Origin of the sequence: Chryseobacterium daecheongense, assembly GCF_003729955.1 — a bacterium.
In the GTDB taxonomy this organism is placed as follows: domain Bacteria; phylum Bacteroidota; class Bacteroidia; order Flavobacteriales; family Weeksellaceae; genus Chryseobacterium; species Chryseobacterium daecheongense.
This window is the reverse complement of the sequence record NZ_RJTX01000002.1, coordinates 581,085-607,550: the sequence shown is the minus strand read 5'-3', so window position 1 is coordinate 607,550 and position 26,466 is coordinate 581,085. Positions and strand designations below refer to the sequence as shown.

General features: G+C 33.6%; 26 protein-coding genes and 1 tRNA gene. 14 read left to right on the top strand and 13 right to left on the bottom strand.

The window, feature by feature from the left end; genetic code table 11:
* Window positions 1-11: 11 nt before the first annotated feature.
* Window positions 12-1,439, bottom strand: a complete 1,428-nt coding sequence (locus tag EGI05_RS11315; RefSeq protein ID WP_123263128.1) for a TonB-dependent receptor — start codon at window positions 1,437-1,439, stop codon at window positions 12-14.
* A gap of 55 nt (window positions 1,440-1,494) precedes the next feature.
* Here EGI05_RS11315 and EGI05_RS11310 point away from each other — a divergent pair, with 55 nt between their 5' ends.
* Together EGI05_RS11310 and EGI05_RS11305 are read left to right on the top strand one after the other, a co-directional pair.
* Window positions 1,495-2,262: an MBL fold metallo-hydrolase gene (locus EGI05_RS11310; RefSeq protein ID WP_123263127.1), complete on the top strand. Its 768-nt coding sequence runs from the start codon at window positions 1,495-1,497 to the stop codon at window positions 2,260-2,262.
* A 67-nt stretch (window positions 2,263-2,329) separates the two neighbouring features.
* Window positions 2,330-2,409 (top strand) — tRNA-Leu (locus EGI05_RS11305).
* On the opposite strand, the gene EGI05_RS11300 is transcribed toward EGI05_RS11305, so the two are convergent.
* Entirely contained in the window at window positions 2,363-3,937 is a 1,575-nt protein-coding gene (locus tag EGI05_RS11300) for a recombinase family protein (RefSeq protein WP_123263390.1), read from the bottom strand. The genes EGI05_RS11305 and EGI05_RS11300 overlap by 47 nt on opposite strands.
* A gap of 19 nt (window positions 3,938-3,956) precedes the next feature.
* The gene (locus tag EGI05_RS17990; RefSeq protein ID WP_166668338.1) at window positions 3,957-4,118 is read right to left on the bottom strand and encodes a hypothetical protein; all 162 of its coding nucleotides are present in this window, start codon (window positions 4,116-4,118) and stop codon (window positions 3,957-3,959) included.
* A 617-nt stretch (window positions 4,119-4,735) separates the two neighbouring features.
* Between EGI05_RS17990 and EGI05_RS11290 the strand changes: the two genes are divergently transcribed.
* Window positions 4,736-5,179: a JAB domain-containing protein gene (locus EGI05_RS11290; protein WP_042719913.1), complete on the top strand. Its 444-nt coding sequence runs from the start codon at window positions 4,736-4,738 to the stop codon at window positions 5,177-5,179.
* A 255-nt stretch (window positions 5,180-5,434) separates the two neighbouring features.
* On the opposite strand, the gene EGI05_RS11285 is transcribed toward EGI05_RS11290, so the two are convergent.
* The 9 genes from EGI05_RS11285 to EGI05_RS11245 form a co-directional block, all read right to left on the bottom strand.
* Window positions 5,435-5,827 (bottom strand): DUF3872 domain-containing protein, encoded by a 393-nt coding sequence (locus EGI05_RS11285; RefSeq protein ID WP_262694395.1) that lies wholly within the window; start codon window positions 5,825-5,827, stop codon window positions 5,435-5,437.
* Window positions 5,828-5,899: 72 nt separating this feature from the next.
* Window positions 5,900-6,460, bottom strand: coding sequence for a conjugal transfer protein TraO (locus tag EGI05_RS11280; protein WP_123263124.1), 561 nt, complete (start codon window positions 6,458-6,460; stop codon window positions 5,900-5,902).
* Between the two features lies 1 nt (window position 6,461).
* Window positions 6,462-7,364, bottom strand: a complete 903-nt coding sequence (traN, locus tag EGI05_RS11275; RefSeq protein ID WP_123263123.1) for a conjugative transposon protein TraN — start codon at window positions 7,362-7,364, stop codon at window positions 6,462-6,464.
* Window positions 7,365-7,379: 15 nt separating this feature from the next.
* Window positions 7,380-8,678: a conjugative transposon protein TraM gene (traM, locus tag EGI05_RS11270; protein ID WP_123263122.1), complete on the bottom strand. Its 1,299-nt coding sequence runs from the start codon at window positions 8,676-8,678 to the stop codon at window positions 7,380-7,382.
* A 3-nt stretch (window positions 8,679-8,681) separates the two neighbouring features.
* The gene (locus tag EGI05_RS11265; protein ID WP_134197423.1) at window positions 8,682-8,909 is read right to left on the bottom strand and encodes a hypothetical protein; all 228 of its coding nucleotides are present in this window, start codon (window positions 8,907-8,909) and stop codon (window positions 8,682-8,684) included.
* Between the two features lie 52 nt (window positions 8,910-8,961).
* Window positions 8,962-9,585 (bottom strand): conjugative transposon protein TraK, encoded by a 624-nt coding sequence (traK, locus tag EGI05_RS11260; protein ID WP_123263121.1) that lies wholly within the window; start codon window positions 9,583-9,585, stop codon window positions 8,962-8,964.
* A 13-nt stretch (window positions 9,586-9,598) separates the two neighbouring features.
* Window positions 9,599-10,591: a conjugative transposon protein TraJ gene (gene traJ, locus EGI05_RS11255; RefSeq protein WP_123263120.1), complete on the bottom strand. Its 993-nt coding sequence runs from the start codon at window positions 10,589-10,591 to the stop codon at window positions 9,599-9,601.
* A gap of 1 nt (window position 10,592) precedes the next feature.
* A complete protein-coding gene (locus EGI05_RS11250; RefSeq protein WP_123263119.1) occupies window positions 10,593-11,225 on the bottom strand; it encodes a DUF4141 domain-containing protein in 633 nt (210 codons plus the stop codon).
* A 21-nt stretch (window positions 11,226-11,246) separates the two neighbouring features.
* A complete protein-coding gene (locus tag EGI05_RS11245) occupies window positions 11,247-13,313 on the bottom strand; it encodes a TraG family conjugative transposon ATPase (RefSeq protein WP_228428598.1) in 2,067 nt (688 codons plus the stop codon).
* Between EGI05_RS11245 and EGI05_RS11240 the strand changes: the two genes are divergently transcribed.
* The 10 genes from EGI05_RS11240 (at window position 13,313) to EGI05_RS11195 (ending at window position 23,928) form a co-directional block, all read left to right on the top strand.
* The gene (locus tag EGI05_RS11240) at window positions 13,313-13,492 is read left to right on the top strand and encodes a helix-turn-helix domain-containing protein (RefSeq protein ID WP_228428597.1); all 180 of its coding nucleotides are present in this window, start codon (window positions 13,313-13,315) and stop codon (window positions 13,490-13,492) included. The genes EGI05_RS11245 and EGI05_RS11240 overlap by 1 nt on opposite strands.
* Window positions 13,493-13,840: 348 nt before the next feature.
* A complete protein-coding gene (locus tag EGI05_RS11235; RefSeq protein WP_123263117.1) occupies window positions 13,841-14,941 on the top strand; it encodes a putative phage abortive infection protein in 1,101 nt (366 codons plus the stop codon).
* 353 nt (window positions 14,942-15,294) lie between these two features.
* A complete protein-coding gene (locus EGI05_RS11230) occupies window positions 15,295-15,831 on the top strand; it encodes a hypothetical protein (protein WP_123263116.1) in 537 nt (178 codons plus the stop codon).
* 156 nt (window positions 15,832-15,987) lie between these two features.
* Window positions 15,988-17,022 carry a CBASS cGAMP-activated phospholipase gene (locus tag EGI05_RS11225; RefSeq protein ID WP_123263115.1) on the top strand — a complete coding sequence of 345 codons (1,035 nt, stop codon included), beginning with the start codon at window positions 15,988-15,990 and terminating at the stop codon, window positions 17,020-17,022.
* Window positions 17,015-18,022: a CBASS cGAMP synthase gene (locus tag EGI05_RS11220; RefSeq protein ID WP_123263114.1), complete on the top strand. Its 1,008-nt coding sequence runs from the start codon at window positions 17,015-17,017 to the stop codon at window positions 18,020-18,022. Before EGI05_RS11225 ends, EGI05_RS11220 begins: the two co-directional genes overlap by 8 nt.
* Window positions 18,019-19,722: a ThiF family adenylyltransferase gene (locus EGI05_RS11215; RefSeq protein WP_123263113.1), complete on the top strand. Its 1,704-nt coding sequence runs from the start codon at window positions 18,019-18,021 to the stop codon at window positions 19,720-19,722. The genes EGI05_RS11220 and EGI05_RS11215 overlap by 4 nt, the downstream gene beginning before the upstream one ends.
* Window positions 19,712-20,329 carry a Cap15 family cyclic dinucleotide receptor domain-containing protein gene (locus EGI05_RS11210; RefSeq protein WP_123263112.1) on the top strand — a complete coding sequence of 206 codons (618 nt, stop codon included), beginning with the start codon at window positions 19,712-19,714 and terminating at the stop codon, window positions 20,327-20,329. Before EGI05_RS11215 ends, EGI05_RS11210 begins: the two co-directional genes overlap by 11 nt.
* Complete coding sequence (locus tag EGI05_RS11205) at window positions 20,322-20,765, top strand: hypothetical protein (RefSeq protein ID WP_123263111.1); 444 nt, start codon at window positions 20,322-20,324, stop codon at window positions 20,763-20,765. The genes EGI05_RS11210 and EGI05_RS11205 overlap by 8 nt, the downstream gene beginning before the upstream one ends.
* A complete protein-coding gene (locus EGI05_RS11200) occupies window positions 20,755-21,222 on the top strand; it encodes a Mov34/MPN/PAD-1 family protein (protein WP_123263110.1) in 468 nt (155 codons plus the stop codon). Before EGI05_RS11205 ends, EGI05_RS11200 begins: the two co-directional genes overlap by 11 nt.
* Before the next feature lie 147 nt (window positions 21,223-21,369).
* Window positions 21,370-23,928 carry an AAA domain-containing protein gene (locus tag EGI05_RS11195; RefSeq protein ID WP_123263109.1) on the top strand — a complete coding sequence of 853 codons (2,559 nt, stop codon included), beginning with the start codon at window positions 21,370-21,372 and terminating at the stop codon, window positions 23,926-23,928.
* A gap of 128 nt (window positions 23,929-24,056) precedes the next feature.
* Here EGI05_RS11195 and EGI05_RS11190 read toward each other — a convergent pair whose 3' ends face one another.
* The gene (locus tag EGI05_RS11190) at window positions 24,057-25,529 is read right to left on the bottom strand and encodes an SEC-C metal-binding domain-containing protein (RefSeq protein ID WP_123263108.1); all 1,473 of its coding nucleotides are present in this window, start codon (window positions 25,527-25,529) and stop codon (window positions 24,057-24,059) included.
* A 738-nt stretch (window positions 25,530-26,267) separates the two neighbouring features.
* Between EGI05_RS11190 and EGI05_RS17985 the strand changes: the two genes are divergently transcribed.
* A complete protein-coding gene (locus EGI05_RS17985) occupies window positions 26,268-26,408 on the top strand; it encodes a hypothetical protein (RefSeq protein WP_002980963.1) in 141 nt (46 codons plus the stop codon).
* Window positions 26,409-26,466: the final 58 nt, after the last annotated feature.

Sequence of the window (26,466 nt, the reverse complement as noted above, 5' to 3'; positions counted from 1 at the left end):
ATATTTTGTTTTTAGGAGAATTGTTTTAAGGAAAGTTCTTCTTTATATCCAAACATTCCGCGCTCTTTGATCATTTCTGCAACACCGTCAGGCAACTGATTTTCCCATCCTTTGATACCACAGGCAATTTTTCTTAATATCTCTCTGGAATAGATTTCCAGAAATTCCGGATTATAGTTTTTGATATCTACGATACGGTTGTTCAGCTTGAAATATTTGTAAAGCTCTTTTAAGTTTTCTTCCACTTTAAGATTAGATGCATCTAAAAGTTCGTGGGTTTCCGGATCTTTATAAGGATACAGATATACTCTCATTCCGTTACGGAAGAATTTACCAAAGGCTTCAAGGATTCCGCCTGATAAGTTTTTATAATATTTTTCATCAAATACCATCAATAAATTATTCACCCCCATGGCAACTCCAATATCTCCTCCTGTATAGGAAGCAAAATAATCAATCAAACGGTAATATTCGGAGAAGTTGGAAACGATTACCGTATATCCTAACTTACCCAGAATGTCTACCCTGTCAAGGAAATCTCTTTCATCAATGTCTCCATCTGCCCTCAGGTTGGAAATGGTAATTTCAATAAGGATTTCTGTTTCTTCCTGGGTACAGGTAGCATCTTTCAAAAACATATCAATACCATTCTGAAGCATGTCTATGTTTACTTTGGTTACCGGTCTGAAACTACCTCTTACCGCAAAAATATTTTTCTTGTATAATATATCTGCCGGAAGCATATTGTTACCTTCTGAGTTGAAGATCACGGCATCTGTCATTCCGTTCTTCACCAACTGTAATGACATCAATCTATTGTCTACATACGCAAAAGCCGGCCCACTGAAATCGATCATATCTATTTCAAGGTTATCCTTTGCTACATCATCATATAATGACTCAATCAGTCTTCTTGGATTGTCGTAATAGGTAAATGCCCCGAAAATAAGGTTTACCCCTAAGTTGCCTAATGTTTCCTGCTGTAAAGTAGCATCATTCTCTTTAAACTTAACATGAATGACGATTTCGTTATAATCTTCATTCTCGGCTACCTGAAAACGGATTCCTACCCAACCGTGACCTTTTTGAGTCTTATCAAAATTAATGGTCGTAACCGTATTGGCGTAAGAAAAAAACTTTCTGTTGGGATTGTTTTCTCTGGAAATTCTTTCTTCAATCAAAGCTACTTCATAGCGAAGCATTTTGCGAAGTCTGTTTTGCGTAACGTATCTGTTTTTTACTTCTTTTCCGTAGATGGCATCACTAAAATCCTTGTCATAAGCAGACATTGCCTTAGCAATCGTACCGGAAGCTCCTCCTGCTCTGAAAAAATGTCGAACAGTCTCCTGCCCTGCCCCAATTTCCGCGAAAGTACCATAAATAGTAGGATCTAGATTAATTGTTAATGCTTTTTGCTTAGGAGTTAGTTTCTGATACATTAGAACATTAAATTTTTTGTAAATTTACCAAAATTAAACCAACCTCAAAAATAAAATGAAGTTGAAATTTTTAGGTACCGGAACTTCTCAGGGCGTGCCCGTGATTGGTTGCACATGCGAAGTATGTACTTCAAATAATCCGAAAGATACCCGTTTCCGGTCTTCCGTAATGATCACTACAGAAGAAAGCAAAAAAATACTCATCGACTGCGGCCCGGACTTCAGACAACAGATGTTGCTGAACCATGAGCACCATGTAGATATTACTCTTCTTACCCATGAACATAATGATCATGTGATTGGGCTTGATGATATGCGGCCGCTTATTTTTAAAAGCGGAAAAGATATGCCTATCTATTGTTATCACCGGGTTGGCCATGAGATCAAGAACCGTTTTCCTTATGCTTTTACAGACATAAGGTATCCGGGAGCTCCTGCTTTTGAATTGCATGAAATAGAAAACCATCCTTTCACCATCTTAGACACTGAAATCACTCCGATTGAAGTGATTCATTATAAAATTACCGTATTCGGATATAAATTTAAAAACCTGGCCTATATCACGGATGCCAATTTTATCTCTGATACAGAAAAGGAAAAATTACAAAACTTAGATGTGTTAGTTCTTAACTGCATCCGAAAATTTGATCCACACCCGGCTCATTTCATTCTTCCTGATGTCATCCGGCTTTATGAAGAGTTAAAACCTAAACAATTATTTTTAACCCATATCAGTCATCATCTGGGGCTGCATGATATTGAAGATAAAGAACTTCCGGCGGGAATGCATCTTGCCTATGATGGCCTGGAAATAGAATTTTAAAGAAATCTTCACAAAAACTTGCCAGATAGCAAAAAAAGTTTCTATATTTGCACACCAATTTAAAGCAGCCCAGGTGGCGGAATTGGTAGACGCGCTGGTCTCAAACACCAGTTCTTAGGAGTACCGGTTCGATCCCGGTCCTGGGTACAAGACCGGAAAGAGGTGATAATTCACTTTCTTTCCGGTTTTTTTTCGCGCCTAACTCATTGTTTATCTGATATATATAAGAGAGAAAAACATTGGGCCGGGTGGTTCGATAATGATTTTTTGAAAATTGCAATTTTTCAGGAAATATCGAACCAATTATTTTACGTTTTACCTCGATATCCCCATCAGTATAGACTTTCCCGAGGTCTACTAGGTTCGATAATGCTTGGTCTAGTAGTTTTTGAAAATCTATTTTCTTATTATCTTTTCCTTTAGTTAATTTAGCTTCGAGCTTTTCAATTTGCCTTTTACAATCGGTCTTAATTTCAAGATAATCTTCATCATCAATTACCTCCTGCATCAGTTTATTTCTTGCCTGTTTCAATCTGCTGTTTAAACGATCTATTTCTAATAGAATTGCTTTCCTTTCTTTTTGGGGATTATTGATTAATTTTTCAAAATTTCGCTCCAGCACCTTTTTCAAATAATTTTTTATAGATGCGCGCATTTCCAATGACTGCAATATCTCTAAAAATTTAGAATTTAGAATTTCAGATTTGTAACGGTATGAACACGGAGACTTGCAATGGTAGTAATAATATTTATTTCCCGAACGTCCCGTAGATGCACTACCGGTAACCAAATGACCACATTCTGGACAAACTAGAAAACCTCGTAACGGTAAATTATCGTCAGACAATATTTTTACGTTGGGTCTGGCTGTATTTACATTTCCATCCATTATACACTGAACTTTTTCGAATAATTCTTCACTGATCAAAGGCTCATGAATACTTGTAACAAAATGAGCCTCCTCTTCATTGAATTGTTCGACGTAAATTTTCCCACAATATGCAGTATTGCGTAAACTAGCAAGAAAGGCACTTATCTTAACTGACTTTCCTTCCTTTCTGTTCATCATATCCATTATCTGGCTCGCTGAATATACGCCTTTGGACATTTCGTTAAATGCCCACTGCATGTTAGAAGCTTCCGGTTCCTTCGGGGTTACATACTTTTTTCCATTCTCCGTTATTCTGTTAACATAGCCGTAAGGTGCCCTTCCCATTAATCTGCCTTCTTTTTTAGCACGGCGCATTCCATAATAAGTATTCAAAGCGCGCCTGTCGTTTTCAACTTCTGGCGCAGCAAGATATATAGCCAACATCATTTTATTTTCTGGAATTGAAAGATCTAAAGGTTGTTCAATGGCCTGCGGTTCTACGTTAATTTTCCTAAGTATATTAATCATTTGATAAGCATCTCCAGCATTCCTGCTGAAGCGATCCCATTTTGTAAAAAGCAGCAGATTTGTTTTTGAGCTTTTTCTCTTAAGTGTATCCATTAATTTGATCCACTCTGGTCTGTTAAAGGTCTTTGCTGAATAATCTTCATAAATGATTTGACCAATTGTAATGCTATTGTTTTCACAGTAACGTTTCAATCGTTCCTCCTGATCTCTTTGCGAGTATCCCTTATCTGCTTGCTCATCAGTTGACACACGGATATATAAGTCGGCTTTTTTCATATATAAACCTTAGAAAATATTATTGTTCTAAAAAACTCTCAATAGTAATTTTTAAGAGCATCGTCAGAAAGCTTAAAATATCTTTCGCCTCTTCAATGCTTAATTCAATTCCCTCCTCTTCTTTAAAAATTTTGATAATCTCCTCAACGGTTATGTTACTAATTTCAACTTTCTTCTTCATACCAATACTTTTTAATAAAAGTATTGGACAACTGTTCTGAAAGTAAATCCAGACACTTATCTGATGCATTTGGCTTTTAAGTATAAATGTGTGACGCTTAAAAACACTTAACATCCACCATCAGGTAACAAAAATTTTATTTGCAAAAGATGTGATTACGTTTAAATTTATTTTTTAAGTGCAACAAGAGAAAATTGATGCAAAGAAATTCATCATTCTTAGATTCAACTAAAATACAAATAAAATCAACAATGTTAACTTAAACATTTATTTCATATACAAAAACAGGTTATTGACTGTTATTAGACTTAATATTTTCCATAATAAAACCGGTAAAAAGGCAGCTAAGGTATTGTTGTCAGCCATCTGCTAATCCCACCAAAAGACTACGGCATAAACGGTTTCCTCCCTGAAGGTACCCTCCAATTATTCCGTTTCCTTTTGGTCTTTATTCTTTGTCAACACTTCATATCTGCTTTCTTTTTTCCGGTTTTCTTTTGAAAAATATTCAGCGAAGCCTGAAAGGCTTTAAGGAATAAGCTGGGGAAGGGATGGGAATAAATCTAAAATATAACAGGTACGGGAAACTCAAGTCTCTGCCGTACAAGAGCAATCACATGGATTTTAATATTGTCAATGAAATAAAATTAATCTACTCACGAAAAGGAAATTCTGAGAAATTAATAAGCTGTTCACGTGCTGCCGTTGATGTATTTCGTCAATACTTTGACTCTGATGAAATAGATTATAGAGAATCGTTCTTTGCATTGTATCTAAATCAGGCAAACAAAGTTTTAGGTATCAAGAAAATATCTGAATCCGGTATTACCTCAACAATAGTTGATGTAAGAATTATTATGCAAGCAGCCCTATTGTGCAATGCAACTGCCATTATAGTAGCACATAATCACCCCTCAGGAAATTTAAAACCCTCAGCGGAAGATTTAAAAATTACTCTGAGCATAAAAAGTGCATCAGAATTTTTAAATATTAAATTATTAGATCATTGTATTTTAACTTCAACAGATTATATGTCGTTTGCCGATGAAGGACATCTTTGAATAAGTTTTACAATTACTAGAATAAGCGACAATTCTTCATTGTCGCTTATTTAAAATTTGGCGAAAAGACAATTCCTTCCCTTGGTCGGAAAAGTCTTTTCGCGCATCTTGAGGAGTAACCCTATTGAAATATTAGCTTAGATCAATTTTCTAAAAAGGTTACAGGTAAATGGTAAGGTTATCCGCTATAACCTCATATGTAAAAACAAAAGGCCATTTCTGATGAAATAGCCTGAAATTTTAAATGATGATTTCTTATAAAGTTCCTATACTTTGGGGATTAAACTGGAAATTAACTTCCTGCTTATTACCCATATTATCCGAAATCCAAATATCAAAGCTTTGAGAGACTGAAGATTCGGAAGTATAGTATAATCTGAATTCCTTTTTACTTAGTGGATAGAAATCATTAGGAACAAAGGATGGATTGTCAAATAACCGCAGACTTCCAACCCCTTCAGACTGAAAATATCGTATCGAGTAAGTAGTACCCACATAATTCCCACCCGGAATAATACGACATCTGATCTCTATAGTTTCACCTTTAGAAATGTATTTCTGAACAGGCATCACCTCTACCTCAAAAGGAAAATTCTGCTGAATTTCCAAATTATCCTTCTCACATGATTGTATAAGTAATAAGATCATCACTGGAATGATGAAACACTTGAACAATAATTTAAATTTATGATTAAGTATATATTGCATTTCATATTATTTTTAAAAATTACATCTTATTCCAACACCAAATAGAGCATGTAACTGCGCCATCTGACTATTTTTCAAATAGCGAAGTTGTCCGTTGACCAGAAAAACCAAATGCGGTGTCAGATAGCTTTCAATAGACAACTTACCATTTACTCCATAAATAAAGTTATCTGTTACAGTAAGCATTGAACCGTCATACAGCAATTCATTGCCTTTATTAACCTGTTCATAACCTGCCAGACCGCCAATTCCCAAATTAAGATTGATATTTCTCATAATATCCCCCCATATATAAAAACTGTATCCTCCATTGAACAGAAACATTTCTATCGGGATTTCGTAGTTGGCATACTCATGATAATTTCTGCTATATTCTGCCAGCCCAAACAAATAATTCCCGTTCTTTCCATAAGAAATAAGCCCTGCTGTTAAAACATAATTTTGTTTTTTGGGAGAACTAGGATATATAGAATAGGATATTTCAAATCCTTTTTGCTTCGGAGTCATCTGCTGTGAAAATGACTTTGAACTCACTGTTAAAACGAAAAGCATTGCTATCAATAATCTGTTCATCTTAGTTGGTTTTAAAATTTAAACTATTGATCGGTTTCGCATGGATCAGTTCCTTATTCTCAAGCTGAATTTTTTGGTGCCGTCCTCCGTTTCTTTCAAGAATTTCAATCTCCAAAACCTGATCCTCTAACAAAGTGAATTGCTCCAGTAAATAAACTCCTATAAGATTGGAATGGCGAGTTGCAGTCACAGAAGGAGTGTAAACTCTAATTGGTTCCAACAACTTATCCTGAATAACGGTTCTCTTTAAATTCTTCTTATCTGCAATTTTAAAATTGATTAAATCAATATGATAAGCTATATTGCTGCTGTTATCAACCTGTAAGGTAAAGTAGAATTTATTGTCACTCACGTGTAATGCACGGACAGAAAACTGAATACCGAAGCTCTTTGACGCAATATGTTTAATGGTTTTTCGGCTCTTTCGATACAGGCTTTCCATAATCAATTCTGTAAGTGATGAAGAGCTTCCTTTGAGATCTTCAAAAAGTACATCGGTTGAATATTCCCTTTCAATGCTTCTCTGCATCTTGACAAGATCGTAACTGAGGATATCAGGATATGCACTGTAAAAGACATCGAAACTGTAAAATTTTCCATCTTCTGTAATGACTGAAAAATTGGTTTCTTCTTCAAAATCCCTGACGGCCGACTTAACCCGAAGAACATTTCCGATAGGTTCTGCTTTATTAGCAACCAAAAGATCGCTTCCCAGATCAACGTATTTAATTGTGGAAGGAAAAATCACATGAGTGGTTTTACTGTAAGTCACTTGCATCCTGAAAGGTTCCAGCTTTGCCCCTTCCAATGAAACATAGGTCATCACGGAATCCTGACCAAATGCTCTGCTTATAAACAGCAGAAACAGAATAATGAGAATATAACGGCTCTTTAGTGTATTCATTTTTTAATTTTTTGATTAATTATTTTTGGGTACCAGCAAGACCTGATGGCCTGCTTTTACAGTTACTTTTAGCTGTCGCACCCTTTTTTGAAAATAACCAGACAACCCTTGTACAATACCCCTGCTTAAATCGGCAGCAACCTGCTGTCCTGCTGATTGGGTCATCATAATGCTGGTACCGGAAGCCTGACTCATATTGGCAACAACATCGCTGACCGCATTTTGCTCCGGTGAATACGGAACATATAACCCCAATTGCCCATCATTATCGTAGATATTGATTTCTACAGGATAGACGCTGCCTTTATATTGAATGGAGGATATTGTTAACTGAAGTCGCCCACCCTGAAATTTACCTGAAGCGATAAGCAAACTACCCGGAGGAAGTTCTGTACGCCCTAGCTGCAACGCCTCTATCAGTCTTATGGGTAGTGTACTTTCATTGACTATAGTCTTAGTCTCATAGATAATACCTTGTATCGCATTTTTAGATTGAACTGAAATTACAGTCTCATTTTGAGCATTATAAAACCTATTTTGATTCAAACCTGCAACAAAAGCACTGTCTGACATCTCTCTGTATAATGAGGAAACAATATTGGAATATGCAGGTCTTACTGAAGTAAGTTTAACTTTCTTTTCAGTAGATTTGTTAGGCTCTTCTTTTGGTGCAGACTCTTCCTCTCTTGGAGTTGTCGGAAGGTATTTGGCTGCCATCTGATACGATTTTTCCATTAGTTCTAACTGATCGTTCATTCCAAGACCTGCTGGAATAGGGTTGTTCTGCATCGCCTCATTTTTTAATCTTGAGATTTCTTTCCTTAGATTATTGACTTCCTGATCATCTCTGCCATAGAAAGAACTCAATGTCTGCTGTGCACTGCGATAACTGTTTATAGCATTCTGATCGGATTGTTGAAGAGTACTCTTATTAGATATTAAAGCAGAAGTATTCCCATTCGAATTTAAAGTACTCTGGTCATTCCAATAGTCCGATAAAGTGGTTATTGTATTTCTTTTCTCTTCATTTTTTTGCTCCAAGAGTTGTTGCTCGTAAGCCTTTTGCTTATCCGACTGCAACTGTCCATCCTTTGCTTGTGGAATAACGGCATTAAAACCTGCTTCTTCAACTAGGGTATTATTGGATTTTGGTTTAAAAATAAGGTAAAAGCAAGTTGCGCAAATGGCAGCCATCAGGAAATAAAAAACCGGCTTCTTCACTTTCTCCCATTGGGCTTTGGGATGGTCACTCAATTCATTGGAATTTTGAGGAAGATCATTTTCTGTGATTTTAATTTTATCTGAATCTTTCATGCTCTATTTTTTTGTTGGTGAGTGTACTATATCATAATATCCTGATCCTTTTCCGGTAGTCTTCTTAGAAATTCCGTCAATATGATTGATAGACATGGTATTCCTTCTTTGACCTGTCGAAATAAAGACGTTGATAATGACAATGATTGTTAGAAGAACATAACCACCAAAGAAAACTTTGGTTAGCAATCTTTGCTTCGCTATAGGAAGAACCTTCCAATGATTTTCCATCTTTAAAACATAATGTTCGATTGTATCTCTTAATTTTTTCATTACGGTCAGGTTAGCGTTCAACAGTTTCTACATCTTTGTTTTCAATCACGTTGAATTTTTCTATCGTAAATCCCTGTGGATTGCTGTCAGACCGTACGGAGTTCACCAGTGAGCAGTTCGTGACCAAATTTCTGATGGTAAGATTACTGGATCTGATAATAAACTGTCTGGCATAAGTTTTTACGGCGTAGGGATAATTATCGAAGTTGGCAACAACACTGTCCACTTCAATCCTCTGCTGGATATTACCGGAAATGATTCTGTTATAGTATCCTTTCTCCTGGAGGTCCTTGTAGTAGTTAAATGCGGATTGGTCAGCCAAATTAAAAGCCCTTTTGACATTACTTTCAATCGCATTCTTATCCGGAGCTATCGTGAAGAACAATTCATGAAATCTTCTCACATGCTCCCTAGCTTCAACCGGTCTATTGATCGACATATCCTGTGAAAGTGCTACCATCAATGATTTACCGTTATCCAGCACATAAATCTTCTGACGCTGCTCTTCGGCAAACTGGTAGGATTTAAATACCACCACGCCTACAACACCAAAACACAACACCACAAAAACAAACGTAAATAATCGGATCTGCTTGAAACTGCTCTCAATATTTCTTAAAGTTTTAAATTCCATAGAACTGTATTTTTTATTTTAATAATCTTCCCGAAATATTACCTGTTGCAGAACCTGCTGCAGCGCCCGCAATATTACCCGACTTTGTAGCGGTCTGGTTCACATTACGCATGAAATTGCCTGCTCCTCCTGCCTGTATCACCCAGCCTGTAACCGTTGGTACTGTAAAATAGCCGATGATGCCAATCACCATATAAATAATATAAACCGTATTTGAAGTGTCAGGAATAAAAGTGGGGTCAGCAAGCATCTCTATATCCCGTTCCAGAATAAGGGCCTGGATCTTCGCCAGAATGGCACTGAATATATCGGCAACAGGAAGCCACAAATAAACACTGATATATCTTGTCAGCCATTGGGTCAGTGTGGTCTGAAAACCATCCCAGACGGAAATCGCAAAGGCTATCGGTCCCAGGATTGAAAGAACGATCAGAAAGAAGGTTCTGATGGTATCGATAACCAATGCTGCTGACTGAAAAAGGATTTCAAGAAACTCGCGGAAACCATCTCTGATATCTTTCTTGATCGCAAACATTTCTCTTTCGATATACATTCCTGACATCGTGACCAAATCAGATGGTGACCATCCAAGTTCTTCCAGTTTTTTGTCAAACTCTTCATTAGAAATCAAATAAGCCATCTCTGGATTTCTGAGCATGGCTTCCCGCTCTAAAAGATCTTTTTTCTGCTGTAGTTCATTCATATCCAATACCTGGTTTTCCAACATTGAATGACTTCCCTGAACAATCGGACTCATAACGCCATTTAATCCTCCTAATACCAATGTTGAAAAAAAAATAATGCAGATGCCAATGGCAAAAGGTCTCAGCATTGGAAACAAATCGATGGATTCCGCACGGCTCAATGACTGCCAAACTTTTAATGCCACATAGAATAAAGCGCCTAATCCTGCGACTCCTTTTGCTACAGCAGCCATATCAGCGCACATCGGCATCATTTCTTCATAAACGGAACGCAGTACTTCGTGTAAATTGTTCGGTTCCATCTTACCAGTATTTTTGATTGGAGGTTCCGTAAAGATCTAACACCCTTTGGGTGTTGTTCTGTTTTTTTGCCCTCAGATAGCTTACTGAAATATTCTTATTGGTATAGTAGCGTACAAGATTATGATATGCTTTCACTTCTTTGTACACTCGATCAATAACATCCATTCTTTCTTTGTCGTTGAGGGAAAGGCCGTTGGATGAGATAATTTCTTTGAGTTCTTTCAGCAGCTCCGTGCTCTCCGTCAAAAGAGCAGAATAACCATTCGCAATAGATGCTAATTCCTGCGCATTAAAGTTGGGGTCATTGAGCATTTTGCCGAAATTATTGACATACATTTCAGAAACATCACCCACTAAAAGAACAGTTTGCTGGACCTTTCTGGCATCTTTTACCAGATTATTGACAGCTTTGAGCTTATCATAATACTCTTTACCCTGCTCGTACACCTTTTTGACCTCGTTGAAGTTCTTAACAACGTTGGACACCGTTGACGAAGTCTGTACAATTTCGTTGGCAGAGTTCAAAATACCTGATGCCAGATTAGCTGGATCAGTCACTACAAATTGTGCTTTCGCAAATGTTACGGTAGCGAAGAATGCTACCATTACTGTTTTAATGATTAAATTTTTCATTGTTATAAAATTTTAAATGATTTAATGGTCTTTTGTATTCGATTTGATTCTCTTAAGAGATATCCTCCTGATGGCATGTTCTACATTACCGTCAAGTTCTGATGCAAGATTCATCACTTCCATTTTTTCAGTTTCTTCGGTGGTATAAGCCAGATATTCCTCACTGGACACTTCAGTGGCATAGACCGCAGAGTGCGTTCCGCCTAATCCTATCCAAACCTCTTTGTACAGTCGCTTTGGATCATTGTTCATATTAATTGAAAGAACCTGGGATTTTTCTTTATCAGTCAATCCGAGCATTGCCTGGATATCATCGAACTTGTTCATGTACTTCCTTTGGTCAAGAAGAATCTTACAATCCGAATTGTTAATGATACTTTCTTTCACAATCGGTGACTGGATAATATCATCGACTTCCTGCGTCACTACTATGGCTTCCCCGAAGAATTTCCTTACCGTTTTGAATAAATACTTGATGTACTCCGCCATTCCTTCTTTAGCAATCGCTTTCCATGCTTCTTCAATTAGTATTAGTTTTCTAATTCCTTTAAGTCTTCGCATCTTATTGATGAAGACCTCCATAATGATAATGGTAACTATTGGAAAGAGAATTTTATGATCTTTAATAGCATCGATTTCAAAGACAATGAAACGTTTTGATAAGAGGTCCAGCTGCTTTTCCGAATTGAGCAAATAGTCATACTCCCCTCCTATGTAGTAAGGTTCCAACACATTGAGAAAGTTCGCAATATCAAAATCCTTTTCTCTGACCTTTTTTCGCTCAAGTACTTTCTGATAATCCTCTTTGACAAAGTCATAGAATCCATTGAAAGAGGGTTGTTGTTCGTCGGATTTAATCTTTTCGATATAACCGCTTACTGCATTGGATAATGCCACTTCCTCAGAACGGGTCGGTGGTTCATCATCTCTTTTCCAAAGCGTTAAAATCAAGGTTTTAATACTCTCTCTTTTTTCGATATCAAAGACGCCGTCATCAGTATAGAATGGATTGAAAGCAATGGGATTATCCTCTGTATAGGTAAAATAAACCCCGTCCTCTCCTTTGGTTTTTCCTTTAATCAATTCACATAATCCCTGGTAGGAATTTCCGGTATCAACCAAAAGAACATGAGCACCCTGTTCATAATACTGACGCACCATGTGGTTTGTAAAGAAAGACTTACCGCTGCCTGAAGGTCCGAGGATGAACTTATTCCGGTTGGTAATGATCCCTTGCTTCATCGGCAGATCAGAAATATCCAAATGAATCGGTTTTCCGGTCAGGCGATCTGCCATTTTAATACCAAATGGTGACGGTGAATCCTGATAATTGGTTTCCTCGATAAAAAAGCACAATGCAGGTTCAATAAACGTGTAGAAACTTTCTTCACTTGGAAAATCTCCTGCATTGCCCGGAATTCCAGCCCAATATAATGTCGCTGTATCGGTAGTATTATGGCGGGGCTTACATTCCATCAATGCTAACGCACTGCCTGTATCATTCTTTAACTGCTTTAGCTCATGAGGATTGTCAGACCACGACATCACATTGAAATGAGCACGTATAGACTGTAAACCATAAGAATGGGCTTCATTCAGATACTTTTCAATCCACTCTTTATTGATCTGATTGGCTCTGCTGTATCTTGCGAGTGAATGCATTTTCCTTGCGGATCTTTCAAACTGCCTAAGATTTTCATCACTGTTGTCAATGAACAGATACTGGTTGTATATATGATTGCAGTTTAGTAGAAGTCCCACAGGGGAAGCAAATGACAGCAGACAATCACTGCGGTCCGTACTCAACTTTTCATAACGGCTGTGTGATGAAACAGTGCCTGGCAAATCTTCAGTGTCAGACAACGTATGCATACTAATACGGTTGTTACCAATCCGCATTTCTTCAGATCCCAACTTAATGTCCTGCAATGAGGGATTGGCTTCACGAGATAAAGTGAGATACTGTTCCAGTAAACCTGAGCTTTCTGAAGTTCCTGATATCTCATCTTCATTTATTCTTTCGAGATGGATATAACCGCTGTCATTCATTATCCGTTCCAACTGGTCCACAGCTTCTAGAACAAACATTGGATGATATTGAATTTTTGACAGGAATTGATTCAAGTGACATTAACAAATATGAGTTAGGTAAAATAAACCTAACTATGAAAACTCTAATTAAATTATCAAGCGCATTAAAAGTCAAACCGAAAGATTTGCTAGATTTTAAATTTAATTTTGAAAAATACGATACTGAAAAATCCTAACTTCCAGTTAGGATTTTCTTTTATTTACGAAATGCTTCGTAGTAAGGTTCGGAACATTGTTTTAGAACTTTTTCTGTTTCTTTAAATTCTTTTTTGGCTTTGATGTAGTAAGAAAAGTATTTCAAACTCATTAAAAAAAACAAGTGAAAATATTTTTTTTCAAATCTTTGTTAATAAACAGCAACTTTAAAAAAAGTTGTTTGAATAATTACACTATAATTCATCAAAATATAAGAATCCTTCTAAATTCCAATAACATCTAGAACTCATCATAATTTTTCGAGTTCAGAAATTATCGGGGTCTAAAATCCCTAAATTTGTGAAACAACTAATAACATTAAAACAAACATGAAAATTTTAAATTCGTCTCTGCGACAATTGTTTTCAATTATTAAAGAAAACTTTGGTTCATTTATACTTTCAATTTTTGGTCTCATATTATTTATCTTCTCAAGTAAATTACTTTATAGCTATTATTCAACTGTAGATTGTATTTTAGATTTTACAAACTTTAATATATCTAACAAACAGCAACTTGATCCAAATGAGTATGGTGATTATTTCGGTGGAGTAATGAATCCTCTTATAGGAATTACTGCGGCATTTATAACATTTTTAGCTTTTTACATTCAATTCGTTGCAAATCGAAAAATTACAAATCAATTTAAAATTCAGCAATTTGAATCACAATTTTATGAAATGATTAGATTACACAAGGAAAATGTTAACGAGCTTGAAATTACTCAAATTGAGATGGAAAGATTATTAAGTAGTACTGGGACACCATTATCATTTATGCCTAAATCAAAATCAATTAAAGGTCGGGAAGTTTTTAAAATTTTATCTAATGAATTGGAGATGACCTACAGAAACGTCTTAAAATATGTAGAACACAAAAAAATAGCATTTGAAGAAGCGTACGGAATCTTTTTTAATGGTTTAGATATAGCTGAAGATAATCTACTAGAATTGACAGGTTTTCGACAAAGATTTAGAGATGCCTTTTTAGAGCCTACTAGAATAAAACAGCAAAACATCTTCGAAGGTATTTTTGTAATTGCAAAATATGAATTATTTCAGGGGCACGAAAATCAATTAGGCCATTATTATCGACACCTATATCAGTCTGTTAAGTTTGTCGCAAACTATGATTCTGCAGTCTTAAAATACAGAGATAAAAGAAAATATTTAAGATTACTAAGAGCTCAGTTAAGCAATTACGAGCAGTTAATGCTATTTTACAATTGGTATTCTGGTTATGGTTATAATTGGGAGAAAAATAAATTTTTTTCTGAATTTAGAATGATACACAATTTACCGAATAATATTTTTTTTGATTTTGATAAGGAACATTTTAAGGCAGTCAAGCAGTCGATAAGAATTTCAAATCCTAAATATACCATGCTGGATGATCAGGATTATCTTTATGAATCCGATAGAAGAAAGTAATAATTAACTAGAAATAGAATTCTTGAATCTAATTACTATTAGCTTAACTGATACATACAAAACTGTGTTAGTATTGACAATGATGTTCGTACTATTGCAAATATTAATGTTAATAATTCTTAAGTGATTCCCCTTCGGAAATATTAATAATAATATTCAAAATTTAATGATTATCGATAATCCTGACGAAAGTCGGGATTTTTTTTGAAAAGCATTTGAAATCTTAGAGAAATTCCGTGAAAATACTGACTCAAAACTTTACGCTATTTTTTATTTTTGTTGTTTGCGGGAATCCATAAAATATTGTAAATAATGTTTTATAAATTTGATATATACAAAATATACTGATAAATATGAAATTACTTGAATCGAATGAGTGGAAAATTATTAAACAAATTAATATCATCTCAAAAAATTCTTATGCTGTTGACATTGCTATTGGGCAAATAATTTATGAAAGAGATATAAATGATGAATACAAGTATAATGATGGATCGGATGAACATAGAATAACGAAATTAATAAACTATCCAAAGCAAAACTGTTTTCCAACAGATGAAATTGATGATATAATATTAAACTCAATTAGAGATAAATATCCTAATTCTTTTATTACGAACTATCAAATAATTTTCGATTCTGATTCCGAAAGGATTTTACATTTTATCAATAGACCAAAAGAAGAAGCATACTTAGAAATTAGACCTGATTTTTCAAAAATAGATCTAAATACACTTTATGGACAAGAAATTGAGATCTTTAGAAAGAAAATAAATATCTATCAAGATTTCACTTTAGATAGTATTAAAAACCAGTATTTTGTAGGCTATTGTGACTATTTGCGACATAAAAATTTATTTAATAAACTTGATACAATAAAATTTTATTAAAAAATATAAATGTTTTGCATTAGAAACAAAGTATACGATTTAAAACACCAATGGACGATGGGATTTATTACTTTTAATTATAATTCTCTGTTATTAAATTGCACAGTAACCATGGTGTCAAGCATTCTTTAAAGTGCTAACAATATTACACTAATAATGAATCCAGACGAAAAAGTATTTAAAATACTATCCGTAGATGGTGGAGGAATAAAAGGTTTATACTCTGCATCTATATTAAAAAGATTAGAAGCAAAATTTAATTGCTTAACATCAGATCATTTCGATATGATTTGTGGAACATCTACAGGAGGTCTTATCGCTTTGGCTATAGCATCTAAGATACCGGCTGATAAAATATGTAAGTTTTATGAGGAAAAAGGAGAATTAATATTCCCAAAGCATCCCGTAAGAACTCTTCCTTTTATCGGTAAAATAGATATAGGATTTTTAAAGCAGATAGCAAAAGGAGGTAAATATAAACAAGAAGGTCTAAAAAAATCTCTTATAGAAATTTTTGAAGACAGAAAAATTGGAGATTCTAATAACTTATTATGCATACCTAGTTATTCAGTAACAGAAGCAAAACCAAAGGTTTTTAAATACGATCATCTTGAAGGTAATTTATCCCGTGATAATGGTGCTCTTATGTATGATATTGCATTAGCAACGTCTGCGGCGCCTACGTATTTTCCAATGGCGGAACTAGAATATTACCATAATGAACAATTCATAGACGGGGGTGTTTGGGCTAATAATCCAACATTAGTGGGTTTATTGGAAGCCTTAAACAATTTTGTAGGAACAAATAAGAATTATAATAAAATAAGTATTTTATCATTAAGTAGTTTGAGCATTACAGGAGGAAATCCAGTAGGCTTAAAAAATGAGCGGTCTTTCAAAGATTGGGGATCTGATTTATTTGAAACTTCTATGAATGGACAATCATATTTCACGGATTTTTTCTTAAAAAAAATTACCGAAATAAGTGATATAAACATTGATTATATCCGAATACCGTCTGTTAGCATCTCAAAAGATCAAGAAAGTTTAATACAACTAGATGTTGCAAACAAAGAGGCGTATGATTTAATGAAAATAAAAGCTGAAGAACAATCTTTAGTTTATGAAAAAGATGAAAAAATAAACAAATTATTTACAACAAAAAAAACATATACAATTAACCATGGCTGATTTACATTCTACATTTATTGAATTTAATGACTGTATAAAATTAAATTCTACAGAAAAAAAACAATTAAAAACATCTAGGAATTCTGTAAGAACAGATATCCGTACATATTTTAATAATAATCGTGATAAGCACACTGTCAGTTTCAAAGGGCAAGGGTCATATATGATGAATACTACTATCGAACCATTGTCCAAAGAATTTGACATAGATGATGGAGTATATATTTTTGGAAAAGAAGAAGATAAACCTTCTGTACAAACAGCACATAATTGGATTTATGACGCAGTCAAAAATAGAACGAGTTCTGAGCCTTTAGATAAAAATACTTGTGTTAGAGTAATATATAAAAATGATTACCATGTTGATTTACCTATTTACTATATATTTGATAGAAATGAAGACCAGTATACTTTTTTAGAAGAACCACCTTTATTAGCTCATAAATCAAAAGGATGGATTGAAAGTGACCCATATAAATTTAAAATTTGGTTTGATGAACAAGCTAAAGATAAACCTCAGTTAAAAAGAATAGTTAGATATTTCAAAGCTTGGTCAAACAAAAAACAACAAGATAATAATTCTTTAAAATTTCCTAGTGGAATGATTTTTACAATTTTGGCTAGCGAAAACTATTATGCTGATACAAGGGATGATATTTCTTTATTGGAAACATTAAAAGCAATTCAGAAAAAAATTGATAACAATAAGTTTTTCACCAGTTATTCTTGTTATAGACCAACAACAGATACTTCTGAGAATTTACTTGATAAATATTCTGCGAACACTACAAAAAGTAACTTTTTAGATGCATTAGATAGTTTCATTAAATCAGGAGATCAGGCTATAGAATTGGAATCAAAAAAAGATGCATGCTCAAAATGGCAAAAACATTTAGGAGATAGATTCCCATGTTCAAATATTACTGATGATGAATCTAAATCATCAGCTAAAAAATTCAGTCAAGTTGAAAGAATCCTTATTGATAATAGGTCTGCATGATGATTAGTGCAATCTTTGATAAATTAAGTAAAACAGAAAACTGCAAATACGTAGATAAAAGTACCTTAAATGACAAAAAATTTAACGGGTATCATACTATAATTTCCGTTGATACTGAAATATCTTTTGATCATAGACTAATTGAGATAACGCTATACATTTGTTTTGAAGAGAACTTAGAAATAAACTTACCAAAAGTATACATCGACAAATTATCTTATGAACCATTAAAGTATATTCCCCACATAAATAGTGATTTAAGTGTTTGTACTATTGATGAATCATTGAATTTTTTTTATAATTCCGATGAACTTCCATCAATTGTTTTACAGTTGATTTCGAAAGCAAAAGCTATTATTAGAGATACAGAGAATAAGGAATATTCCAAACAAGAATTTGCTCGAGAATTTCAAGCTTATTGGAGCATTTCATATTCAAAAGACGATAAATGCAATCAAAACGGATTAGCATTAATAGACCATACTATTGATAATGAAATACAAGCAATTTATTTTGCAGGAGGAATTGGAAATTATAAATATTTAATTTATAATGATCAGAATCTTTTTTATAAATTTTCGGATTATTTAAGGAAGCGAAAGATTGCATATATTCCAATTCCAATATTTCAAGTTAATTATAATAAAGAGATTCCTCCATTTGATATAACATATGAAGAATCCAAAAAATATTTAGGAAATGATAGTTTTCCAAATATAAAAAAACAATTTAATAAATTCAAGGGTAATGATTTTCTTATTATTTTTAAAAATATTCAAAATGAATATTATGGATGGAAATATCCCCACTTTGAAAAAATTAATGGATTTAGAAATAAGAGCAACTGGGAAAAACTAACATCTCCAATAATAAAAGAGAAAAAAGTTGATAGAGTTGCATTTTCGGAAATCACTCCCAACCGTTTAATTAAAAGGACAGATGGTGTAAACAGAAGTAGAGATTTATCAATAAATGTGATTGGACTAGGCAGCGTGGGATCAAATTTCTTACATTTTCTATCAAAATTAAATATCCAAGAAATCAATTTGGTTGATCCTGACATATTAAGTATCGAAAATATATATAGATATAATTATGGGTTAGACTTCATACATGAATACAAAACCAGAGTTATACAATATAATTTACTTAATAAAAATCCTTTCTTAGAAATAAATACATTTGAGAAGAATATTACTGATGTGATAAAAAAAAGACCTTCTTTTTTTAGTGATAATGATTACAGCTTCCTCATAACCGGAAATACGAGATCAGAATTATATATTTTGGATTACTTGCAAAAAACTAATACTGACAAGCCCTTGTTTATTATCTGGGTAGAACCATATATGGCAAGTGGACAAGTAATGTATATTGAGCCTAAGGATATAGTGAAAGCAAAAGATTTGTTACTAAATTATCCACATCATATATTAAAATCAGCAGAGAATTTGGATAAATTATATATAAAAGAAGGATCGTGTCAATCTGGTTATTATCCATATTCAGAAAGTTATTTAGTATTGTTTTTATCATCGTGTTTTCCATATATTTATGATATAATTTTTAGAAATAGCAATAATAAATCATGTACCATAAGTTGGTATGGTGATATTAATTTTTTAAACAGCTTAGAGCTGACTTTAAAAGATAATATTGATGAATCATTTTCATTTAAAATAATAAACCATGAATTTTAAATATTATAAAACAAATAACTTAATTGCTTTTGTACCCATTTTAACAATTTTACTTACACTATTTTATAATCAATTTGAAGGTTTAATAAATAGTAATGAAACTTTGAAAAGTATTTCTAGCTATATTTCAATATTTTCCGTTTTAGGATTAATTACTTTATGCTTGAAACTAATTGACCACGAGTTTTGGAAGTATAAAATATCCAACTTAATTATAAATATTCCTGACTTGAATGGAAGATATGAGGGAGAAATGATATCTTCATATAATAATATAAAACTTAAATGTGTAATGGAGATTACACAAACAGCATCTACAGTGCATGTATGCACATATGTAGGTGATTTTCAAAATATTCAATCATCAAAATCCATAACAATTTGTGAAGAATTAGAAAAGCAAAAAAATGGATTTTATAGGCTTTATTATAATTATGAGAATGAGTCTAGCCAACCAAACAAAGGAGGTCATAAAGGTACAGCATATCTTGAATTTTTTCCTGATATAAAAACATTGAAGGGTAAGTATTTTAACGATAGAAGCAATACTGGTTCTATTGAAGTAAATTTAAAATCTAAAAAATTAAAAGGTAGATTTAATGTATAATAAATATAAATTAAAAAAGATAATTAATCTTATTAATGAGAATAAGGATAAATCTTTCAGTGGTACAGGACTAATTATATATGAAAATTTACCTTCCTTACCTGTAGAACCATTGATAAATAATAATTTAATAGAATCGGATATTACTGATGATAATGATATAGTTAAAAAACTTCTATTAATAAATAAAAAAAGTTGTATCTATCATGATGGTTTTCATCTTTTAGATAAAAATATAAATTTAACACATCTATCCTACTATTTTTCAACGCCAATTAATAAAACATTCAAACCTAAATTGGAAAGAGGAAGCAGGTATAGAACAGCATTCTATGGTTCATTATTAGGCGATGTACAATGTACTGTCATAATTGGATATTCTTATGAGCCTATATTTTTTGTAAAAGGAAAAGAACTATCATTAGATGAATTTTAAGTTTGAAAATATTAAGATTACTATAGATGAGAGCTTGCTGGATATATTTAATGAATATATTCAAGATGATCAAAAAAAAAATGAAGCTGGGGGAATATTGACAGGGTTAATCTATAAGGATATGGTGGAAGTATGTAATTGTTCAGTCCCAAGTTCACATGATAGACGTAGCAGATATAATTTTGTTCGGTCAAAAATCGCTGCACAAGAATTTCTTATTAATCGATTTAAGATAAGTGATGGTCGAGAAATCTACCTAGGAGAATGGCATACTCATCCAGAGCAATATCCTACCCCATCTTATTGTGACATTGTGAGCTTTAAAAAAACAATTAAAACCAATAAATTTTATTCCGAATTATTTTTCATGATTATAGTCGGGACAAAAGGCTATTATTTAGCTATATATAACAAAAAAGGAAAAGTTTGTTATGAAAGCAAAATACCATTAGAATAAATAGGACATCAAAAAATTTCGCAATATTAATATGAATATTTTATAAATTATTTATATAAAAAATAATGATTACAATAAATAATGTAATTTATTTTCGATTTAAAAATTCCACCTTGAGTTGTTATATTTGTAAACAACTTATAATTGATGCAAAAACCCACTCCACATACCTTTAGAAAAGAAGCCATCTACATTGATGGTAAAGACAAAACTGATGAGATAGAATCTTATTCTTTTGAGGGCAATAAGTGTGTCGTGGTGTATAAAAGCAGTGGTAAGGCCTATTCTTATCCTCAACATAGAATTAAGATGGTGAGATCTGCTATTCAAAGTGAGAGAGCAAGAAATATTTTTTCTTATCTAAAGGCGATTGCAGAAAGTATTGGTTTGAAGACAGAGGAAGGCAATAATATTCTTGCCAATAGCTATGGGAAGATATCTTTTATTCCTGAGACTTCTATTCTGTATAATTTCCTTAATGGAAAAGATCCCAATAAGAATTACCACGCCTCTCCTATTGACATCTTTCCTTTTGGTTTTAATCTGAGCCAGAGAAAAGGAGTTGATCATGCATTTTCAAATCCGCTAAGTGTTATTGAAGGGCCTCCCGGTACTGGAAAGACCCAGACGATTCTTAATATTATTGCCAATGCGGTGATGAATAATCAGAGTGTGGCTGTTGTTTCAAGCAATAATTCGGCGACCAAAAATGTTTTTGAAAAGTTGGAGAGCAATGGAGTTTCTTTTATAGCGGCATTGTTGGGAAGCAGCCAGAATAAAAAAGAATTTATCGATGCTCAGACTGAAATCCCGGATCTATCAGATTTTAGATTAGAGGAGAAACAGGAACAATCTCTTATTAAGTCTACTCCCCTTCTTTTTGCCGAGCTTGCTGAAAAGTTGGAATTAAAGAATGAACTGGCTTTACTTACGCTGGAAATAGATAAGATCAAAACAGAGCAACAGCATTTTACAGATGATGTCGCTTTGGCAACGGAAATCCGTTTTAAAAAGAATATCAGTTCAGACCAGCTGCTTTCATTATGGGTGACGTTGGAAGACTATGAGAAAACTGGTAAGAGATTTTACTGGTGGCGTAAACTTATATTTCCTTTTCTGTACGGAGTGAGAGATAAGATTTTTTATACCTTATCGTATGAAGAGATGATCAGGATTGTTCAATCAAAATACTATGGGATAAAAATTTCAGAGCTTGAATTTAGAAAGCAGGAGCTGCAAACTACGTTACAGCATTTTTCCTTCCATGATAAAATGAAAGAATATACGGAAGGATCGATGCAGCTGTTTAAAAACAAACTCTACCAAAAATATAAAGGACAGGAACGTTCAGAATATACTGAATGGGATCTTCGTTTTAAATCAGAAGAATTTATTAAAGATTATCCCGTCATCATGAGTACAACCTACTCATTAAGAAGAAGCCTTGCTGAAAATGTAGTCTACGATTATGTCATTGTTGATGAATCTTCGCAGGTAGATCTTGCAACAGGTGTGCTCGCATTATCCTGTGCAAAACAGGCCGTCATTGTGGGAGATTTAAAACAGCTCCCCAATGTAGTGGATTCTGAAACAGCAGAAAATACAGATCAGATTTTTAAGAACTATTATATTCCGGAACCTTATCGGTATTCTAACCATAGCCTGCTTTCTTCGGTGATAGAAGTATTTCCCAAGGTGTCTAAAACACTGTTAAAGGAACATTACCGCTGCCATCCTAAAATCATTGATTTTTGTAACCGTAAGTTTTATAATGATCAGTTGATCATCCTTTCAGAAGGACAGACGGAAAGAGAACCTTTATTAGTCTATAAAACAACTGAAGGCAATCATGCCCGTCAACGAGAGAATCAGCGACAGATTGATGTGATTATTCAGGAAATCATTCCACAGCAAAAGCTGGAAGGTGTGAATCTGGGAATTGTAACGCCATACCGTAATCAGACCTTAGCACTGCAAGGAACATTTCAGGGAACAGATATCAAAGCCGATACGGTAGATAAATTTCAGGGAAGAGAAAATGATGTGATCATTCTCTCTACAGTAGATAATGAAATCTCTGAATTCACCGACAATCCGAACCGACTGAATGTAGCCATTTCCAGAGCCAAAGATCAGCTGATTCTATTGGTAAACGGAAATGAAAGTGACAATGACACGAATATCTCAGATCTGATACGCTATATTGATTACAATAATTTCAGCACGATCAACAGTGAGGTACATTCTATTTTTGATTACCTGTACAAAGGATATGAAGAAAAAAGAAGAGCACTTTTATTGGATCAAAAAAAGAAATCTGTTTTCGACAGCGAGAATCTGATGTATGCGTTAATCAAGGAAGTTTTATCTGATGATCAATTTTCAAAATATGGAGTTATCCTGCATCATCCATTGAGAAATTTACTGTTAGATTTTTCCAGATTAAGTTCCGACGAAGAAAAATATGCAAGACATCACGCAACTCATCTGGATTTTCTGATCTACAATAGGCTCGGGAAAAATCCAATATTAGCAATAGAAGTTGATGGTTATGAGTACCATAAATTGGAAAGCAGACAAGCTGAAAGAGATGTCATGAAAAATGAAATTTTAAAAAAGTATGGAATTCCGTTGGTAAGGTTTTCGACTACGGGAAGTGGGGAAAGAGAAAAGCTGATAAGCATCCTAAAAACATTAATAGGCTAATAATAAACCCCTCATAAAAGTTGCAAATCGGTTTCTTTTTTGGAAGATAAAATTATATAATGCTTAACGACACAGATAGATAAGTATTTAATAAAAACATCTCTGTACCAATGAATAGACCAACTATATTACTTCTTGAGACCAATACAGCATTTCTTATACTTTTTTCCAGAGCCGCAAGGACATTGGTCATTTCTACCAATTTTTTTATGACGACTCAAATTATTGTTAATTGGAAAATCCCTAACAGTTAATGTTTCCCGAACCATTTTTTTAGTTTCTAAGAAATTAATGTTTTTATTTGCGTCCGAATAATACAAAATATCGTCTTCGGACCAATCCGTTGCGTTAAGTAGAATGAAATCCTCAGAATTGGTTTGAGTAAATTTAGGAGCGTCGATAGCAATCCCTATTATTTTTTCATATTTAGGAAATTTGTTTTTTGTAACACCACAGGCGATTTCAAGCAGCGCTTGTCTTTTAGGTCTATATTCATTATCGTAATCCTTATTTCTGGGATCGTGTAATTGTAAAAAGACATAAACTGTATTTTTATAAAAGGATGGCATAATAGATAAATTACGCATAAGCGTTGTCCCATCTCCAGGAAATCCCTCTATAGCTCGTGTCATAAGATCAGACAACGTTCTTCTAAAAAATCTAGGCTCTTTGGCCATTTCACAAATGGCGCTTTCACCTTTAAAGATGTTACTATTTCCTTTAAGAGTTTGATCTAAGGCATTTTGAGTAGTATATTGAAGTAGATTATCCCACAGCTCAGATGTTTTATTTGCTTCTTTTCTCCTTTTGTACAAAGCTGAATTTTCAAAGGAGTTCCATGCACCTTCGGAAATCATAATACTGGTTGCTTTTTCATCTGTTACTCCAACAAAATGTTTTTGCTTTACCGAATCAAAGTTTTGAAAGTAATTAGCTAACAGGTCTTCTTCTCCGCAATAAATAATACTATCATAGTGTTTTAAAGCCTTCTCTTTCTCTGAAAGATATTCAGAAAAATCGTATACAGTATCTAATTCTTTAAGAATGATTTCTAAATTAAAGGTATCAAAAATATGAATAGGTTTATTACTATCAAGCTCCACGAGAAAAGGAATATCAAGCCCTAATTTTTCCATTTTACTGTAAGTTACAGCAAGACTTCCGTTAATATTTTCGGGGGAATGTCGCAAACAAGCTTCCGCTGCTCCATGAGCAATAATAATACTATATATAGTTAGATTGTCATGAGGTATGAGTATAGGAAAAGGTATTGTTTTTTTACTGTCCAAATATATTTTATCGGGATTTTCAAGTACATATCTTCTTGCTCCTTCCGCTGTTCTTATTTGGTTCTCAATTACATTTTTGTACCAGCGTTTCCATTGCACATTAATATCTCCTTTTAAATTATCGAATTTCCTGCTTTCACGATCAAAAAATAAAAAAATCTTATTGTCAAAGACAGCCATTAAATCGCACAATTCCTTTGTATCTTCTTTATAAGGATTTGGATAAGACCATAGTTTTAAGAAAGTAGCATCACATAGTTTTGCTAATATCCTTTCTGTTTCAGTATAACCCGTAGATTTTTCAATTGCCATTAGTTTTAATCTTTAAAAGATAATGTAAGGTAGCAATTATTTAGTGAGTCTACTATAGTTTTAATTTTTTTTTATTCGTTAATCAAGGTTTTAAACATTACTAACGTTAAATTTTTGAGACTACGGAAAACCGTAATTAGTTCCTTTAAAGTTCATTTAGATTTGTAGACATAAAATTAACTACAATGAAAAAATCGTTACTTTATCTGGTATTACTTCTCTCCGTTATTTCATGTACAAACTATTACACTGTTAGACTACAGGAAGATACACCTCTTTACTACAGCAGTGACAGCAGTAGATCAGTTACCATTATTCCTAAAGATACGGAAGTTTTCTTGTCTTCAAAAGCTGGTAAGAAAAATTACAGCAAACTTAAATGGGAAAATTATTACGGGTGGGCCTATAAACCCAGCTACACAGCTTATAGCGGTTATTCTAAAACCTCATCGTATTCTTCTTCACCAATAAGATCATCCTCTAGTTACAGTTCTCAATCAAATTCAGGTGGTTCAGTACATGTTAAAGGTTATACGCGAAAAGATGGAACTTATGTGCGACCTCATACAAGGAGTGCACCGAGAAGGAGATAGTTGCAATCAAAATTGTTTTGTCAATCCTTTCAGAAAGCAATGATTACGGATTTCCGTAATGAAAATGATGACCAAAAATTTACTTTTGATCTGGTATTAATCTGTTTTAATATCAAAATAATTATTAATTAATCTTTATTGTACTATGAATACAATCGAAGCAATCAAGCCAGGCCCTAAGCCTAAAAAACCGGATGGAGAACCTGACAGAAGAAGAAGGGTAACACCCCCCAATCAACCGAAACATCCAAAGCTAAAACCTCACGAACACGAAAAAGGGGATTAGACTTGGATAAAAAGTAAAATGTAGAAGCAGCTCATCGGCTGCTTCTTTACTATATTAT

Coding starts and splice junctions, on each gene's coding strand:
- EGI05_RS11315 (WP_123263128.1), bottom strand. CDS start 1,439: ATGTATCAGAAACTAACTCCTAAGCAAAAAGCATTAACAATTAATCTA.
- EGI05_RS11310 (WP_123263127.1), top strand. CDS start 1,495: ATGAAGTTGAAATTTTTAGGTACCGGAACTTCTCAGGGCGTGCCCGTG.
- EGI05_RS11300 (WP_123263390.1), bottom strand. CDS start 3,937: ATGAAAAAAGCCGACTTATATATCCGTGTGTCAACTGATGAGCAAGCA.
- EGI05_RS17990 (WP_166668338.1), bottom strand. CDS start 4,118: ATGAAGAAGAAAGTTGAAATTAGTAACATAACCGTTGAGGAGATTATC.
- EGI05_RS11290 (WP_042719913.1), top strand. CDS start 4,736: ATGGATTTTAATATTGTCAATGAAATAAAATTAATCTACTCACGAAAA.
- EGI05_RS11285 (WP_262694395.1), bottom strand. CDS start 5,827: ATGATCTTATTACTTATACAATCATGTGAGAAGGATAATTTGGAAATT.
- EGI05_RS11280 (WP_123263124.1), bottom strand. CDS start 6,460: ATGAACAGATTATTGATAGCAATGCTTTTCGTTTTAACAGTGAGTTCA.
- traN (WP_123263123.1), bottom strand. CDS start 7,364: ATGAATACACTAAAGAGCCGTTATATTCTCATTATTCTGTTTCTGCTG.
- traM (WP_123263122.1), bottom strand. CDS start 8,678: ATGAAAGATTCAGATAAAATTAAAATCACAGAAAATGATCTTCCTCAA.
- EGI05_RS11265 (WP_134197423.1), bottom strand. CDS start 8,909: ATGGAAAATCATTGGAAGGTTCTTCCTATAGCGAAGCAAAGATTGCTA.
- traK (WP_123263121.1), bottom strand. CDS start 9,585: ATGGAATTTAAAACTTTAAGAAATATTGAGAGCAGTTTCAAGCAGATC.
- traJ (WP_123263120.1), bottom strand. CDS start 10,591: ATGGAACCGAACAATTTACACGAAGTACTGCGTTCCGTTTATGAAGAA.
- EGI05_RS11250 (WP_123263119.1), bottom strand. CDS start 11,225: ATGAAAAATTTAATCATTAAAACAGTAATGGTAGCATTCTTCGCTACC.
- EGI05_RS11245 (WP_228428598.1), bottom strand. CDS start 13,313: ATGTTTGTTCTAGAAGCTGTGGACCAGTTGGAACGGATAATGAATGAC.
- EGI05_RS11235 (WP_123263117.1), top strand. CDS start 13,841: ATGAAAATTTTAAATTCGTCTCTGCGACAATTGTTTTCAATTATTAAA.
- EGI05_RS11230 (WP_123263116.1), top strand. CDS start 15,295: ATGAAATTACTTGAATCGAATGAGTGGAAAATTATTAAACAAATTAAT.
- EGI05_RS11225 (WP_123263115.1), top strand. CDS start 15,988: ATGAATCCAGACGAAAAAGTATTTAAAATACTATCCGTAGATGGTGGA.
- EGI05_RS11220 (WP_123263114.1), top strand. CDS start 17,015: ATGGCTGATTTACATTCTACATTTATTGAATTTAATGACTGTATAAAA.
- EGI05_RS11215 (WP_123263113.1), top strand. CDS start 18,019: ATGATGATTAGTGCAATCTTTGATAAATTAAGTAAAACAGAAAACTGC.
- EGI05_RS11210 (WP_123263112.1), top strand. CDS start 19,712: ATGAATTTTAAATATTATAAAACAAATAACTTAATTGCTTTTGTACCC.
- EGI05_RS11205 (WP_123263111.1), top strand. CDS start 20,322: ATGTATAATAAATATAAATTAAAAAAGATAATTAATCTTATTAATGAG.
- EGI05_RS11200 (WP_123263110.1), top strand. CDS start 20,755: ATGAATTTTAAGTTTGAAAATATTAAGATTACTATAGATGAGAGCTTG.
- EGI05_RS11195 (WP_123263109.1), top strand. CDS start 21,370: ATGCAAAAACCCACTCCACATACCTTTAGAAAAGAAGCCATCTACATT.
- EGI05_RS11190 (WP_123263108.1), bottom strand. CDS start 25,529: ATGGCAATTGAAAAATCTACGGGTTATACTGAAACAGAAAGGATATTA.
- EGI05_RS17985 (WP_002980963.1), top strand. CDS start 26,268: ATGAATACAATCGAAGCAATCAAGCCAGGCCCTAAGCCTAAAAAACCG.